Source organism: Aquincola agrisoli, assembly GCF_036621135.1.
GTDB classification, from domain to species: domain Bacteria; phylum Pseudomonadota; class Gammaproteobacteria; order Burkholderiales; family Burkholderiaceae_C; genus Aquincola; species Aquincola agrisoli.
This window is the reverse complement of record NZ_JAZIBG010000017.1, coordinates 30,312-44,882: the sequence shown is the minus strand read 5'-3', so window position 1 is coordinate 44,882 and position 14,571 is coordinate 30,312. Positions and strand designations below refer to the sequence as shown.

Sequence of the window (14,571 nt, the reverse complement as noted above, 5' to 3'; positions counted from 1 at the left end):
GGGGGAGGGCCGGCTTGCCGGCCCGAAGGACATTCGCGGAGTCGGATACCTCGCGCCCTTGGCCATGCAGAACCAAGGCACGGCAGCACAGCCCCCACAGAAAACACTCACCATGACTAGACAAGAATCCACCCCCTCACGCCGCCGCGCCCTGCAGTGGTCGGCCGCCGGCCTGGCAGCCGCGGTCCCCGGCGCCTGGGCGCAGGCGGCCGCGCCGGCCATGCGGCCGCTGCAGATCGTCGGGCCCTGGGAACTCACCGGCCTGGCGCCGGCCAACAGCGGCTACATGTTCGCGCGCCTGCAGATCGCCGAGACCCTGATGAACGCGGCGGACGACGGCACGCCGCAGCCCGGCCTGGCGCAGCGGTGGCGCCTGTCGGCCGACGGCCTGGCCTGGCGCTTCGAGCTGCGGCCCGGCGCGCGCTTCCACGACGGCACGGCCGTGACCACCGACGCGGTGCTGCGCTGCCTGGCGGTGGCGCGCAAGCCGCCGTCGCTGCTCAGTGTGGCGCCCATCGCGGCCATGGAGGCCGAGGGCAGCCGCACGGTGCTGATACGCCTCGAGGCGCCGTTCGGCGGCCTGCCTTCGCTGCTGGCGCACAGCAGCACCATCATCCTGGCGCCGTCGAGCTACCGGCCCGACGGCGGCGTGCAGCGCATCGTCGGGACCGGGCCCTTCCGCATCGCGGTGCTGTCGCCGCCGCAGCTGGTGGAGGCGGTGGCGTTCGAAGGGTACGACGGTCCGCAGCCCGCCATCCGCCACACGCGCTACCTGACGGTGAGCCGGGCCGAGACCCGCGCGCTGATGATCGAGGCCGGCCAGGCCGACCTGGCCTACAGCCTCGACCCGGCGAGCCTGCAGCGGCTGCGCACGCGGCGCCAGGTGCCCATCGAGTCGGCGACGCTGCCGCGCACCGTCATCGTCAAGCTCAATGCCGGCCTGCCTGCACTGAAGGACGTGCGCGTGCGGCGTGCGCTCAGCCTGTCGATCGACCGCGCCGGCATCGCCAAGGCGCTGCTGCGCGACCCGTCGCTGGCCGCCACGCAGATGTTCCCCCCCACCATGACAGGCTGGCACGACCCCACGCTGCCCGCGCTGCGGCACGATCCCGGCGAGGCCGAACGGCTGCTGGCCGAAGCCGGCTGGCAGCGCACGGGCGAGGGCCTGCGCGGCCCCGACGGCCAGCCGATGAAGCTGGTGCTGCGCGGCTTCCCCGACCGGCCCGAGCTGCCGATCTTCGCGACCGCGCTGCAGGAGCAATGGCGCCAGGCGGGCATCGCGGTGCGGGTGAGCATCGGCAACTCGGGCGACATCCCGCTGGGCCACCGCGACGGCACGCTGGACATGGGCCTGGGCGCCCGCAACTTCGGCACGGTGCCCGACCCCACCGGCACGCTGCTGCAGGACTACGGCGCCCAGGGCGGCGACTGGGGCGCGATGGGCTGGAAGCACGATGGCGTGGTCGCCGCGCTGGCCGAACTGTCCCGCGGCGGCGTGCCGGCCGAGCGCGCCGCCACGCTGCGCGCCGGCATCGTGCGCGTGCTGCAGGAGGAACTGCCGGTGATCCCCGTCACCTGGTACCGCCAGCACGTGGCGATGAGCCCGCGCGTGGCCCGCGTGAGCGTCGATCCGCTCGAACGCTCGTACCGCATCAGCGGCATGGAATGGAAAGCATGAACTTCAGCAACTCCCGATGGACCGCCGTGCTGGCGCGCCGCGTGTTCCAGATCGTCGCGCTCGCGCTGGTGATCGGCACGCTGTGTTTCTTCATGGTGCGCTCGCTGCCCGGCGACATGGCCATGCGCGTGGCCGCTGGCCGCTACGGCTACGACATGGTCGGCAACGCGGCCGCGGCCGCGGTCACGGCCGAACTGGGCCTCGACCGGCCGTTGTGGCAGGCGCTGCTGCAATGGTGGGGCAGCATCGCCCGGCTGGACCTGGGCCATTCGCTCGTCACCGGCAACGCCGTGTGGAACGAGGTGGCCCACCAGCTAGGCGCCACCGTCGACCTGGCGGTGACGGCCGTGTTCCTGGCCTGCCTGATCGGCCTGCCGATGGGCGTGTGGGCCGGGCTGCATGCGGGCGGCGTGGTCGACCGCATCACGCTGGCGATGGCGGTGGTGCTGCGCGCGATGCCGCCCTTCCTGCTGTCGGTGCTGCTGATGCTGGTGATGGCGGTGTGGCTCGGCATGCTGCCGGTGGCCGGCGAGCACGAGCATGGCGGCGTGCTGCTGCCGGCGCTGACGCTGGCACTGGGCATGGCCGCGGGGTTGGCGCGCGTGGCGCGCAGCGCGATGCGCGAGGCGTCGCAATCGCCTTCGTACGAGTTCGCGCGCACCAAGGGCCTGTCGGACCTGCAGGCGCTGCTGCGCCACGGCCTGCGCAACGCCGGCGTGCCGGTGGTGGCCTACCTGGGCGTGCAGACCGTGTTCCTGCTCGAAGGTGCACTCGTCGTCGAGACGCTGTTCGCCTGGCCCGGCATCGGCCATGCGATGGTGCACGCGGTCTTCGGCCGCGACGTGCCGATGATCCAGGGCACCGCGTTGTGCATGGGCGTGCTGTTCGTCGTGTTCAACCTGCTGGTGGACGCGGCGACGCTCGCGATCGACCCGCGCCAGCGCAGGGGGGCCCCGGCATGACGACCGACGTGAAACGCGCGCCGCTGCCGGCTTTGCTCGCCGCGTCGGCGGCACGCCGCGCGCAGGGCCGGCAGCGGATCGGCCTGGCGCTGATCGGCGCGCTGGCGCTGTTCGCGCTGGTCGGGCCCTGGCTCGTCGGCATCGACCCGGCGCGGCAGGTGCTGGACGACAGCCTCATGCCCCCCGGCGCGCAGCACTGGCTGGGCACCGACGTGCTGGGCCGTTCGGTGCTGGCGCGGCTGGCGCATGCGGCGCAGCGCTCGCTGGGCCTTGCGCTGCTGGCGGCGCTGACGGCGGCGGTGCCCGGCGTGCTGCTGGGCGTGGCCGCGGCCTGGCGCGGCGGCGCCACCGAGCGTGCGCTGGTGATGCTGGCCGACGCGGTGATGTCGGTGCCCGGCCTGCTGCTGGTGGTGCTGTTCGCCGCGCTGGCGCCCGGGCAGCACTGGGCGCTGTACGTGGGCCTGAGCCTGTCGCTGTGGGTCGAGTACTTCCGCGTCAGCCGCGCGGCGAGCCGGCCGGTGTTGGCCGGCGATGCGGTGCAGGCGTCGCGCCTGCTCGGCTTCGGCGGCGGCTACGTGCTGCGGCGCCACCTCCTGCCGGCGCTGGCGCCGGTGCTTGCCACGCTGGTGGCGTTCAGCCTCGCGCAGTCGGTGCTGTCGCTGGCGGCGCTGGGCGTGGTCGGCGTCGGCCTGCAGCCGCCCACCCCCGAACTGGGATTGATGATGATCGAGTTGCTGCCCCACTACGACGAAGCGCCGTGGCTCATCGCCGCGCCCGTCGTGCTGCTGATGCTGCTGGTGCTGGGCATGATGCTGCTGGCCGGCGACAGGGAGGCGGCATGACGGAGGTGTTGCTGGCCGTGGCCGGCTTGTCCGTACAAGTGGGCGGCAGGCCGCTGCTGCGCGAGGTGTCGTTCGAGCTGCGTGCGGGCGAGGCACTGACCCTGCTGGGCGAAAGCGGCGCGGGCAAGTCGCTCCTGGCGCAGGCGGTGATGGGCAACCTGCCGCGGGCGCTGCGGGCCGGGGGGCGGGTGACGATCGGCGGCGCCACCACCGCCGCGGCCGACGGGGCGGCGCGCCGCCCGCTGTGGGGGCGTGCCCTGGCGCTGCTGCCGCAGGAGCCCGCGCTGGCGCTCGATCCGCTCGCGCGCATCGCACCCCAGCTGGCCGAGGTGCATGCGCTGGTCGGCGGGGCCGGCTTCGGGCAGGCGCCCGCGCTGGCGGCGCGGCAGCTGGCCGACATCGGCCTCTCGCACGCGGTGCGCCGGTATCCGTGGCAGGTTTCGGGGGGCATGGCGCAGCGGGCGGCGGCGGCGATGGCGCTGGCCGGCGGCGCACGGGTGCTGATGGCCGACGAACCGACCAAGGGCCTCGATGCCCACTGGCGCGCCCGCACGGTCGAGACGCTGCAGGCCGTGCAGCGCCGCGGGGGCTGCGTGGTGACCATCACCCACGACCTGCGCGTGGCCCAGGCGCTGGGCGGCAGGCTGATGGTGCTGCGCGACGGCGAAGTGGTCGAGCAGGGCGAGGCGCAGGCGGTGCTGGCCGCGCCGCGGCATCCCTTCACCCGCGCGCTGCTCGCCGCCGACCCGGCGCACTGGCCGATGCCGGCGCCGCAGGCGGCCGAAGGCGAGCCGGTGGTGCGTGCCCAGGGGCTGGCCAAGCGCTTCGGCGAACGTCGCCTGTTCGAGGGCATCGACCTCGCGCTGCACAGCCGCGACCGGCTCGTCGTGCAGGGGGCCAGCGGCACGGGCAAGAGCACGCTGGGCAACGTGCTGCTGGGGCTGCAGCCGGCCGATGCCGGCGTCGTCCGCCGCAGGCCGGACCTGCCGGCCACCGCGTTCCAGAAGCTCTACCAGGATCCGGCCGCCTCGTTCGCGCCGCACGCGCGCCTGGCGCAGTCGCTGCGCGACGTGGCCCGGCGGCACGGCCGCGCCTGGTCGCAGGTACAGGCCTGCCTGGACCGCCTGCGCGTGCCCGAATCGCTGCTGGGCCGGCGGCCGGCCGAGGTCTCGGGCGGCGAGTTGCAGCGCATCGCGCTCGCGCGGGTGCTCACGGTGCAGCCGGCGCTGCTGTTCGCCGACGAGCCCACCTCGCGGCTCGATCCGGTCTCGCAGCAGGAGGCGATGGCGCTGCTGCTGGAGACGGCGGCGCAGACACGGGCCGCGCTGGTGCTGGTGACGCACGACGACGACATCGCCGCCGCCGTCGCGACCCAGCGGCTGTCGTTCGGGGAGGCCGCGGCGGCATAGACTGCCCGCCATGCCCAAGACCACCGCATGGCGCGCGCCGGCCCTGCTGCGCGACCTCACGCACGCCTCGCCCGGGGCGGCCTTCCAGCTGTCGGACATCGACCCCGCCGACGAGCGCCTGTGCAGCGGCGACAAGCCGGCCGACAAGCAGCGCGTGGAGGCGCTGGCCATCGAACTGGACGAATGGCAGAACCTGCTGTTCGCCGACAAGCGCCATGCGCTGCTCGTGGTGCTGCAGGGCATGGACGCGAGCGGCAAGGACGGCACGCTGCGCGGCGTGTTCTCGCGCATGAGCCCGCTGGGCGTGCGCACCGTCGCCTGGAAGGCGCCCAACGAGGAGGAGCGGGCGCACGATCCGCTTTGGCGCATCCACCGCGCGGTGCCGGCCAAGGGCGAGGTGGTGGTGTTCAACCGCAGCCACTACGAGGACGTGCTGGTGCCGGTGGTCGAGCGCACGGTCACCGACACCGAGCGCCTGCAGCGCTATGCACGCATCAACGACTTCGAGCGCAGCCTCTGCGAGACCGGCACCGTGGTGTGCAAGTTCATGCTGCACATCTCGAAGGCGGAGCAGCGCCAGCGGCTGCAGGAGCGGCTCGACGATCCCACGAAGCGCTGGAAGTTCGACCCGCACGACCTGGACGTCCGCCGCCGCTGGGCCGCCTACCAGCGGGCCTACGACGCCGCCATCCGCGCGACAGGCACGCCCTGGGCGCCATGGACCATCGTGCCGGCCGATTCCAAGACGCACCGCAACCTCGTCGTCGCGACCGTGCTGCTGCACCGTCTGAAGGCGATGGGGCTGCGCTACCCGCCGCTGCCGGATGCGCTGAAGGGCATCGCCGTCCGGTAGCGCGAGGACCGCACCGGGCGCCGTCCTACGCCAGAACCTCGCCGATGCCGACGGCGGTGCAGGAGGGCGCTTCTCCATGATGGCGGCGCCATGAAACTTCGGAGTGCCCATGCCATCTGCTTTTCCGCCGCGCGCCCGCGCCCTGCTGGCCGCGCTGGCCGCCCTCTGCGCCGGTGGCGCGATCAGCCCTGCCGCGGCGGCGCAGGATGAACGGTGCGGCGACGGGCGGGGCGGCAGCGCCGGCCTGCGGGTGGACAACGATTTGCTTGGCGGCCAGGACGAGGGGTATACCAACGGTGCGGTGCTGACCCTCGTCTCCGGGAACTTGGCGGGCTTCGACGACCCGTGCCTGCCGGGCGTGGCACGCGGGCTCAACCGCGCCCTGGGTTGGCTGCAGCCCGGGGGCGGCGATCAGCGCAACATGAGCTTCACGCTTGCGCAGGCCATCTTCACGCCGCGGGACAACGAGCGGCGCGATCTCATCACCGACGACCGGCCGTACGCGGGACTGCTGGTGGCCGGCGTCGGCTACCACGTGCGCACGGGCGACTGGCTCGAGAGCAGCGTGCTGCGCCTGGGTTGGGTGGGGCCCTCCGCCCGCGGCCAGGACGTGCAGCGGGCGGTGCACAAGGTCACCGGCTCCAAGCGTTTCCGCGGCTGGTCGAACCAGCTGCACGACGAACCCCTCTTCCAGCTGCAGCGCGAATGGGCGCGGCGCTGGCCCGCCGCCGGGGAGGGCGCGGACGGCCGCCGCCGCTGGGACGCCGTGACCCATTGGGGTGCTTCGCTGGGCACGCTCGCCACGCAGGCAGTCGTTGGCGGGCAGTGGCGCTACGGCACGCTGCCGGACGACTTCGGCAGCCTGCCGCTGTGGGCCGGCGGCGACAACACGGCGCCGGTCCGGTCCCCCGCGGTGCGGCAGGACGGCGGGTGGTCGGGCCACCTCTTCGCCGGCGCGGACCTGCGCTGGGTGCTGCGCAACATCACGCTCGACGGCAACACCTTCCGCGACAGCCACAGCGTCGACAAGCGTGCGCTGGTGGGCGAGCTGAGCTACGGCTTCGTCATCCACAAGGGCGCATGGAAGTTCGCGCTGGCGCGCTACCACCGCACGCACGAGTTCGTGGGCCAGCAGCGGCGGCCGGTGTTCGGCAGCTTCACGATCAGCCGCGCGCTGTGATCAGGCGCCGCCGCGCAGCAGCCGGGCCGGCGCGATGCGCATCTGCGCCAGCAGGTAGCGCGCGCCCAGGCCCAGGCTCGCGGCGCTGACGCCGAGCGCGGTGACCGCGCCGGTCCAGTAGAGGCCGGCGGGGTCGAGCCCGATGCGCCACTGCAGCAGCGCCAGCGCCAGCAGGCTGCCGAACGTGATCGCGAAGCCCGCGGTGACGAGCGCCAGCAGCGCGTACTCCCAGCGCAGCGTGCGGCGCAGGCTGCCCAGCCGCGCGCCCAGGGTGTGCATCACGCTGGCCTCGTAGACCTGGCGCGAGCGGCTGGCCGCGACCACGCTGGCGAGCACCAGCAGGCTGGCGGCCAGGCAGATGCCGGCGATCACCGAGAGGCCGGCGCTCGCCCGCGCCATCAGGGCCCGCGTCTCGGCGAGCAGCGATTCGGTGCGCACCGTGACGATGTTGGGCGCGTCGGCGGCCAGCGCATCCTGCACCGCCAGCGCATCGGCCGGCGAGAGCCAGGCCGCGCCGACGTGGCGCGTGATGAAGGGGTCGAGCACCCCGTCGCTGAAGATCCCTTCCAGCCACAGCCGCGCCTGCAGGCGGCGCTGGGCGTAGATGGCGGCCAGCTCGGCCTGGACCGGCGTGCCGAGGATGTCGAAGGTGAGACGGTCGCCGACCTGCAGGCCCAGTTCGTCGGCCTCGCGGTCTTCCATCGCGACCCGGGGCGGGCCGGTGTAGCCCTCGGGCCACCAGGCGCCGCGGGTGACGATCACGTCGTCGATGTTGCCCTGCCGGTGGCTGAGCTTGTGTTCGTCGCGCGCCTCGCCCGCCCGCCGGGCGTCGCCGCTGGCGCGCAGGGCCTCGCCGTTGACCTCGGCCAGCCGGCCCAGCACCAGCGGCGCCGTCTGCAGCCGCTGCAGGCTGGGTGCCGCATCCATGCGGCGGCGCAGGGTGTCGAGCTGGTCGGTCTGCACATCGTGGAACACCAGGGCCGGCGCCTGCTGCGGCACCGTGTCGTTGACGGTGCGCAGCAGCGCCGCCACCACCAGCGTGCAGGCGACGAGCAGGGTCAGCGAGGTGCCGAGCGACAGCAGCGCCGCGCGCAGCGGCGAGCCCGGCCGCTGCAGCCCGGCCAGTGCCAGCCGCAGCTCGAAGCGGGGCTGGAAGCGCGGGTCCGCCAGCAGCCGGCGCGACGCGCCTCGCAACACGCGCAGCACGCCTTCGAGCAGCAGCAGCAGCGCGGCGACGACGGCCAGGAAGGCGGCACCGAAGCGTGGGTCGGGCAGCACGCCGACGACGAGCGCGGCCACCAGCAGCCCGCAGGCCGCCGACGCGGCCCAGGCCGCCGCGGGCGTGCGCAGCGCCTGGCCGTCGATGCCGCGGAACAGCGCCGCCGGCGAGACCGACAGCGCGCGGCCGAGCGCCGGCAGCGCGAAGGCGAGGGCGGTGAGCACGCCGAACAGCATCGCCACGCTGGCGGGCGCGGCCAGCTGCGCCATGGCTGGCGCGAGCGGCAGGCTTTGCGCGGCGAGGGCCGCGCCGCCCAGCGCCAGCGCACCGCCGATCAGCACGCCGGCCGCGCTGGCGCCGAGCGCGAGCATCAGGATCTGCAGCAGCACCAGCGCCGCGAGCCGCGCATCGCGCAGGCCCAGCGCACGCAGCGTGGCCAGCGTGCCGAGCTTGCCCTGCAGGTAGGCCTGCACGCTGTTGAAGACGCCCAGCCCGCCGATGAAGAGCGCCGAGAAGCCGATCAGCATCAGCCCCGAGCCGATCTGGCCCAGCACCTGCGCCATGCGTTCGCTGCGCTGCGCGAAGGTGCGCACGCTGGCGTTCGATGCCGGAAAGGCCGCGATGAAGGCGTCGCGCCAGGCCTCGGGCGCGAGGCCGGTGCGCACGCGGTAGCGGTAGTGCACGCGGCTGAGCGGCTGCACCAGGCCGGTCGCCTGCAGCGCACCGTCGGCCACCAGCACCGGGGCACCCTGCCACTCGGCGCGCAGGCTGCGGTCGGGCTGGCGGACGATGACGGCGCGCACCTCGAGCGAGAGGTCGCCCACCTCCACGCGGTCGCCCGGCACCAGGCGCAGGCGCGCGGCCAGCACCCGGTCCACCGCGATGCCCCAGCGGCCGTCGCGCTGCGCGAGCGCCGCCGCCAGGTCGCCGGCGGGCGCCAGGTCGATGCGGCCGACCAGCGGATAGCGGTCATCGCCGCTCTGCAGCTCGACGAGCTGCGCCCGTCCGTCGGCGGTGCGCAGCATCGTGCGCAGCTCCACCAGGCGCGACACCTCGCCCCGCGCGGCCATCCAGTCCAGCACCGGCGGCGCCAGCGGCTGGCCCTGGCGGACCTCGACATCGCCACCGAACAGGGCCCGCGCGTCGGCCTGCAGGGCACCCGCGACCTGGCCGTAGAGGCCGCCGCCGGCGGCCACCAGCGCCACGCCCAGCGCGAGGCAGGCGCAGAACACCCACAGCGTGCGGCCGCTGGCGCGCAGGTCGCGCCAGGCGAGGCTAAACAGCCAGCGCATCGCCGTGCGGCGCCGCCCGCGCCTCGTGCAGCTGGCCGTCGTGCAGGCGCAGCACGCGGTCGCAGCGGGCCGCGAACGCCAGGTCGTGGGTGACCAGCACCATCGTCGTGCCGGCCTCCTCGTTCAGGGTGAGCAGCAGCTCGCGGACCGCCTCGCCGGTGTGGTCGTCGAGGTTGCCGGTGGGCTCGTCGGCCAGCAGCAGCCGCGGACCGTGCACCAGCGAGCGGGCGATGGCCACGCGCTGCTGCTCGCCGCCGGAGAGCTGGCCGGGGTAGTGGCCGAGCCGCGCGCCGAGGCCCACGCGGTGCAGGAAGTCGCGCGCCCGGTCGTGGGCCTGCGGCCGGCCGGCGATCTGCAGCGGCAGCGCGACGTTGTCGAGTGCGGTGAGGCTGGGCAGCAGGTGGAACGACTGGAAGACGATGCCGATGCGGTCGCGCCGCAGGTCGGCCAGGGCGTCGCGGTCCAGCGTGTCCAGGCGCATGCCGTCGATGTCCACGCTGCCCGCGCCGGGCCGCTCGAGGCCGGCCAGCAGCAGCAGCAGGGAGGTCTTGCCCGAGCCCGAGGGGCCGGCGATGGCCACGCTCTGGCCGGCGGGAACGCGCAGGCTGACGCCGCGCAGCACGTCGATGCGTGCGGTGCCGAGCGTGTAGTGCATCGACAGGCCGTCGAGTCGGATCATGGGCAGGGAGCTGCGAGAAAGGCTCGGCACGCTCCCGGCGTCGGAATCCGGATGGACCGCAGGAGTTCCGTGCGTATCAGAACAACGCGCCGCGGGCCGCCACCGGCCATACCGCTTCCACCTGCTCGCCGCGCAGCGCGACCAGCCAGTCGTGCAGGTTCACGGTGGGGTCGCAATGGCCGGGCAATAGGCGCAGCTTGTCGCCCACCGCCAGCGGTGCAGCCCCGGCGGTGGTGGGCACGATCACCGTGTGTTCGTCCGAGAGGCCGTCGACCCGCCAGCCTTCGAGCAGCACACGCGGCAGGCCATGGTCGGTGGCGAAGGCCTTGAGGCCTCCGTCGAGCACCGCGTGGCTCGCGCGCCGGCTGATCACGCTGCACCAGCCGGAGAGCGCATGCCGCAGCACCGGCCAGTGCGGCTCGGGCTGGTTGGCGGCGTAGTCGGTGTCCATCAGCACGTAGGAGCCGGGCTGCACCTCGGTGTAGAGGCCCGAGGCGGCTTCGAGGCCGTAGGTGCCGGTGCCCGCGCCGGTGACGGTCTCGCAGGCGATGCCGTGCGCGGCCAGCAGCGCCACCACCGCGCGCGTGCGCTGGCAGGCCGCAGCGATGGCGGCGGCGCGCTCGGCCGGCGTGCGCAGGTGCTGCGCGCCGCCGTGGTAGGCATGCAGGCCGGCGAAGCGCAGGGCCGGCGCGAACGAGGCGATGTCCCGGGCCAGCGCCAGGGCCTGTTCGGGCGATTCGACGCCGCAGCGGCCCTGGCCGACGTCGACCTCGATCAGCACGTTGAGGCGGCTGTCCTCGGCCTGCGCGGCCTCGCCGAGCTGCCGCACCTGCAGCGCATGGTCGACGCACAGCGCGAGCCGGATGCGCGACGCGAGTTGCGCCGCACGCCGCGCCTTCGACGTGCCGACGATCTCATTGGTGACCAGGATGTCGTCGATGCCGGCACCGGCGAACACCTCCGCCTCGCCGAGCTTCTGGCAGCAGATGCCCTGCGCGCCCGCGGCCAGCTGGCGCCGGGCGATGTCGGGCGACTTGTGGGCCTTGGCGTGCGGCCGTACGCGCACGCCGGCCGCATGGGCCTGCGCATGCACCTGCGCCAGGTTGGCCTCGAAGGCGTCGAGGTCGATCAGCAGGGCCGGCGTGTCGACGTCGGCCAGCGCGGCGCCGGGCGTGGCCGGCGCGGGGGGAGAAGGTGGGTTCGAAGGCATGGGCGGATTCTTTCTCCGAAAACGGATGCGGCGCCCCGGCCCGCAACCGGGCCGGGGCGCCGCAGGACCAGCGCGGCGTCAGGCGGCGGCCGGGCGCGGGCCCGAGACCATCTCGCGCAGCTTGCCGAGCAGCGGCCACACCAGCATCAGCAGCGCCAGCGTGACGATCGTGCCCGACAGGCCGTTGTGCCAGAAGATGCCCAGGCTGCCCTGGCTCGACAGCATGCTCTGGCGGAACGCGTCTTCCATGCGGTCGCCGAGCACGATGGCCAGCACCATCGGCGCGAGTGGGTAGTCGAGCTTCTTGAACACGTAGCCCACGATGCCGAAGGCCAGCATCATCCAGATGTCCGAGCCGGAGCCGTGCACCGTGAAGGCCCCCACCGCGCAGACCATCAGGATCATCGGCGCGACGATCGAGAACGGCACCCGCAGAATCGCGGCGAAGAGCGGCACCGTCGACATCACGATCAGCAGCCCCGCGATGTTGCCGAGGTACATGCTGGCGATCAGGCTCCAGACGAAGTCCTTCTGCTCGGTGAAGAGCAGCGGCCCCGGCTGCAGGCCCCAGATCATCAGCCCGCCCAGCAGCACCGCGGCGGTGGCCGAGCCGGGGATGCCCAGCGCCAGCATCGGCAGCAGCGCCGAGGTGCCGGCCGCGTGCGCGGCGGTCTCGGGCGCGAGCACGCCTTCGGGGTTGCCCTTGCCGAACGAGTCGGGGTTGCGCGAGAACTTCTTGGCCAGGCCGTAGCCCATGAAGCTCGCGGCCACCGCGCCGCCTGGCGTCACGCCCATCCAGCAGCCCACCGCGGCCGAGCGCAGCATCGTCAGCCAGTACCGCGGCAGCGAGGCCCAGGTCTTCAGCACGATCTTCAGGTCGATGGCTGCCTTCTTGCCCTTGAAGGCCAGGCCTTCCTCGATCGTCATCAGGATCTCGCTGATGCCGAAGAGGCCGATCACCACGACCAGGAAGTCGAAGCCGCGCAGCAGCTCGGTGGTGCCGAAGGTCATGCGCAGGTCGCCCGAGATGGTGTCCATGCCCACGGCCGCCAGCAGCAGGCCCACGCCCATCGCCGCGACGATCTTGGCCTTGGGCTCCTTGCCCATGCCGATGAACGAGCAGAAGGTCAGGAAGAAGACCGCGAAGAACTCGGGCGGCCCGAACTGCAGCGCGAACGAGGCCACCACCGGCGCGAGGAAGGTGATCAGGATCACCCCGGAGATCGCGCCGATGAAGGAGCCCGTGAACGCCGTGGTGAGCGCCGCGCCCGCATGGCCCTGCTGGGCCATCGGGTAGCCGTCGAAGGTGGTGGCCACCGACCAGGCCTCGCCCGGGATGTTGAACAGCACCGAGGTGATCGCGCCGCCGAAGAGGGCGCCCCAGTAGATGCAGCTCAGCAGGATGATGGCCGAGGTGGGCGACATGCCGAAGGTCAGCGGCAGCAGGATGGCGACCCCGTTGGGGCCGCCCAGCCCCGGCAGCACCCCGACCACGATGCCCAGCAGGATGCCGATGAACATGAGGCCGGTGTTCTGCCAGGTGACGGCCAGGTTGAAGCCGTGCAGCAACGAGTTGATTTCGTCCATGGCGGGCCCTCAATAGCCGAACCAGGCTTCCAAGGGGCCCTTGGGCAGCGGCACCTTGAACTGGACCTCGAAGATGAAGAACATCAGCGCGTTGGTGAAGGCGGCCAGCGCCGCGGCCTTCCACCACGGGTAGCGGCCGGCGAACACCATGAACGCGGCGATGAAGAGCGTGGATGCCACGTAGATGCCCAGCGGCGCGATGAGCGCCACGTACACCGTCAGCGGCACCAGCACCTGGGCCACGCGCTTGAGCTGCAGCCAGGTGGCGAACATCTCGCCGGACCGCGAACGCAGCGCCTGCACGAACACGGCGATGGCGCACAAGCCCACGGCCGCGCCCACGCGCAGCGGGAAGTAGCCGGCCTGCGGGCCGCTGTCGCCCCAGCCGGCGCCGATGCGCTGGTTGTCCCAGACGACGAGCGCGGCCAGCGCGAAGAGGATGAGCGCCACGCCGAACTCGGCGTGGCGGCGGGAGAGGCCCGGCTCCGAGGCGCCGGCCCCGGCGTGGGGCGCGGCCTCCGCGGGCAGCGTGGCTTGAGTCATTGGTTGTCCCATGTGGCAACTTCCGATGGGGGCGCTGCGCCGCGGCTCAGGGCGCGCCGCCGGCCAGGAAGCCCGCCTTCTTCATGATGTCGCGGTGGCGCGTCTCGTCCTTCACAAGGAAGTCGTTGAACGCGGCGCCGGTCATGTACTCGGGCTTCAGCGCGTTCTTCTCGAGGTACTCCTTCCACTCCGGCGTCGCGACGATCTTCTGCATCACCTCGGCGTAGAACTTCGCCTGGTCGGGGGTCACGCCGCCGGGCAGGAAGAAGCCGCGCAGCATCGTGTAGTGCACGTCGAGGCCCTGCTCCTTGCAGGTGGGGATGTCGGACCAGGCCTGCTTGTCGGTGACCTTGGCGGTGTAGTCGAGCCGCTTCTCGTCGAACACGCACAGCGCGCGCACCTGGCCGGCGCGCCACTGCGCGACCGACTCGCTCGGGTTGTTGACGTTGGCATCGATGTGCTTGCCGACGAGCTGCGTGCTCGCCTCGCCGCCGCCCTTGTACGGGATGTAGGTGAACTTCACGCCCGCCGCCTGCTCGATGCTGGCGGTGATGACCTGGTCCTCGCGCTTGGAGCTGGTGCCGCCCATCTTGAACTTGGCGGGCGCCGGCTTCACCGCGGCCAGGAACTCGGCCGGTGTGTTGTAGGCCGTTTCGGCGTTCACCCAGAACACGAACTGGTCCTGCGCGATCATCGCCACCGGCGTCAGGTCGCGCCAGGTGAAGGGCAGCGAGGTGGCCATCGGCAGCGTGAAGATGGCGGTGGAGGCCACCAGCATCTTGTGCGGGTCCTTCGCCGACGACTTCACGTCGATGATGCCTTCCGCGCCCGATGCGCCCGCCTTGTTCTGGATCACGATGGGCTGGTCGATCAGGTTGTGCTTGGTCACGATCGCCTGGATCACCCGGGCCATCTGGTCCGATGCGCCGCCGGGCGAGAAGGGCACGACGAGTTCGACGGCCTTGGTGGGCTTCCACTGCGCCCAGGCGGCGCCGGGGGCGGCAAGCGTGCAGGCGGCCGCGGCCGCCAGGCCAAGCTGGCTGATGTTCATGTTCGTCTCCTACTGTGTGATGTGCAAGGGCGGGCGGCGGGTGGACCGCCGCACAAGGGCGGGCCG

General features: G+C 73.1%; 12 protein-coding genes. 6 read left to right on the top strand and 6 right to left on the bottom strand.

Annotation, left to right across the window (positions count from 1 at the left end):
- Positions 1–112: 112 nt before the first annotated feature.
- The 6 genes from V4F39_RS04890 to V4F39_RS04865 all read left to right on the top strand — a co-directional run bounded on the left by V4F39_RS04890 (position 113) and on the right by V4F39_RS04865 (position 6,924).
- Positions 113–1,678, top strand: coding sequence for an ABC transporter substrate-binding protein (locus V4F39_RS04890; RefSeq protein WP_332288187.1), 1,566 nt, complete (start codon positions 113–115; stop codon positions 1,676–1,678).
- Entirely contained in the window at positions 1,675–2,640 is a 966-nt protein-coding gene (locus tag V4F39_RS04885) for an ABC transporter permease (protein ID WP_378235076.1), read from the top strand. The genes V4F39_RS04890 and V4F39_RS04885 overlap by 4 nt, the downstream gene beginning before the upstream one ends.
- Positions 2,637–3,482, top strand: coding sequence for an ABC transporter permease (locus tag V4F39_RS04880; protein ID WP_332288185.1), 846 nt, complete (start codon positions 2,637–2,639; stop codon positions 3,480–3,482). Before V4F39_RS04885 ends, V4F39_RS04880 begins: the two co-directional genes overlap by 4 nt.
- Entirely contained in the window at positions 3,479–4,891 is a 1,413-nt protein-coding gene (locus tag V4F39_RS04875) for an ABC transporter ATP-binding protein (RefSeq protein ID WP_332288184.1), read from the top strand. The genes V4F39_RS04880 and V4F39_RS04875 overlap by 4 nt, the downstream gene beginning before the upstream one ends.
- A 10-nt stretch (positions 4,892–4,901) precedes the next feature.
- Positions 4,902–5,744 carry a PPK2 family polyphosphate kinase gene (locus V4F39_RS04870; RefSeq protein WP_332288183.1) on the top strand — a complete coding sequence of 281 codons (843 nt, stop codon included), beginning with the start codon at positions 4,902–4,904 and terminating at the stop codon, positions 5,742–5,744.
- Positions 5,745–5,853: 109 nt separating this feature from the next.
- Positions 5,854–6,924 carry a lipid A deacylase LpxR family protein gene (locus tag V4F39_RS04865; protein WP_332288182.1) on the top strand — a complete coding sequence of 357 codons (1,071 nt, stop codon included), beginning with the start codon at positions 5,854–5,856 and terminating at the stop codon, positions 6,922–6,924.
- Here the strand turns inward: V4F39_RS04865 and V4F39_RS04860 are convergent, their stop codons facing one another.
- From V4F39_RS04860 to V4F39_RS04835, 6 genes are all read right to left on the bottom strand, one after another.
- Positions 6,925–9,435, bottom strand: a complete 2,511-nt coding sequence (locus V4F39_RS04860; protein ID WP_332288181.1) for an ABC transporter permease — start codon at positions 9,433–9,435, stop codon at positions 6,925–6,927.
- On the bottom strand, positions 9,419–10,114 hold the full coding sequence (locus V4F39_RS04855) for an ABC transporter ATP-binding protein (protein ID WP_332288180.1): 696 nt from the start codon (positions 10,112–10,114) through the stop codon (positions 9,419–9,421). Before V4F39_RS04855 ends, V4F39_RS04860 begins: the two co-directional genes overlap by 17 nt.
- 76 nt (positions 10,115–10,190) lie before the next feature.
- Positions 10,191–11,324 (bottom strand): DSD1 family PLP-dependent enzyme, encoded by a 1,134-nt coding sequence (locus V4F39_RS04850; protein WP_332288179.1) that lies wholly within the window; start codon positions 11,322–11,324, stop codon positions 10,191–10,193.
- Positions 11,325–11,402: 78 nt separating this feature from the next.
- Positions 11,403–12,911, bottom strand: coding sequence for a tripartite tricarboxylate transporter permease (locus tag V4F39_RS04845; RefSeq protein ID WP_332288178.1), 1,509 nt, complete (start codon positions 12,909–12,911; stop codon positions 11,403–11,405).
- A 9-nt stretch (positions 12,912–12,920) separates the two neighbouring features.
- On the bottom strand, positions 12,921–13,454 hold the full coding sequence (locus tag V4F39_RS04840; protein ID WP_332288177.1) for a tripartite tricarboxylate transporter TctB family protein: 534 nt from the start codon (positions 13,452–13,454) through the stop codon (positions 12,921–12,923).
- 46 nt (positions 13,455–13,500) lie between these two features.
- Positions 13,501–14,505 (bottom strand): Bug family tripartite tricarboxylate transporter substrate binding protein, encoded by a 1,005-nt coding sequence (locus V4F39_RS04835; RefSeq protein WP_332288176.1) that lies wholly within the window; start codon positions 14,503–14,505, stop codon positions 13,501–13,503.
- Positions 14,506–14,571 lie beyond the last annotated feature (66 nt).

Coding starts and splice junctions, on each gene's coding strand:
- V4F39_RS04850 (WP_332288179.1), bottom strand. CDS start 11,324: ATGCCTTCGAACCCACCTTCTCCCCCCGCGCCGGCCACGCCCGGCGCC.
- V4F39_RS04865 (WP_332288182.1), top strand. CDS start 5,854: ATGCCATCTGCTTTTCCGCCGCGCGCCCGCGCCCTGCTGGCCGCGCTG.
- V4F39_RS04835 (WP_332288176.1), bottom strand. CDS start 14,505: ATGAACATCAGCCAGCTTGGCCTGGCGGCCGCGGCCGCCTGCACGCTT.
- V4F39_RS04885 (WP_378235076.1), top strand. CDS start 1,675: ATGAACTTCAGCAACTCCCGATGGACCGCCGTGCTGGCGCGCCGCGTG.
- V4F39_RS04875 (WP_332288184.1), top strand. CDS start 3,479: ATGACGGAGGTGTTGCTGGCCGTGGCCGGCTTGTCCGTACAAGTGGGC.
- V4F39_RS04870 (WP_332288183.1), top strand. CDS start 4,902: ATGCCCAAGACCACCGCATGGCGCGCGCCGGCCCTGCTGCGCGACCTC.
- V4F39_RS04845 (WP_332288178.1), bottom strand. CDS start 12,911: ATGGACGAAATCAACTCGTTGCTGCACGGCTTCAACCTGGCCGTCACC.
- V4F39_RS04855 (WP_332288180.1), bottom strand. CDS start 10,114: ATGATCCGACTCGACGGCCTGTCGATGCACTACACGCTCGGCACCGCA.
- V4F39_RS04880 (WP_332288185.1), top strand. CDS start 2,637: ATGACGACCGACGTGAAACGCGCGCCGCTGCCGGCTTTGCTCGCCGCG.
- V4F39_RS04840 (WP_332288177.1), bottom strand. CDS start 13,454: ATGACTCAAGCCACGCTGCCCGCGGAGGCCGCGCCCCACGCCGGGGCC.
- V4F39_RS04860 (WP_332288181.1), bottom strand. CDS start 9,435: ATGCGCTGGCTGTTTAGCCTCGCCTGGCGCGACCTGCGCGCCAGCGGC.
- V4F39_RS04890 (WP_332288187.1), top strand. CDS start 113: ATGACTAGACAAGAATCCACCCCCTCACGCCGCCGCGCCCTGCAGTGG.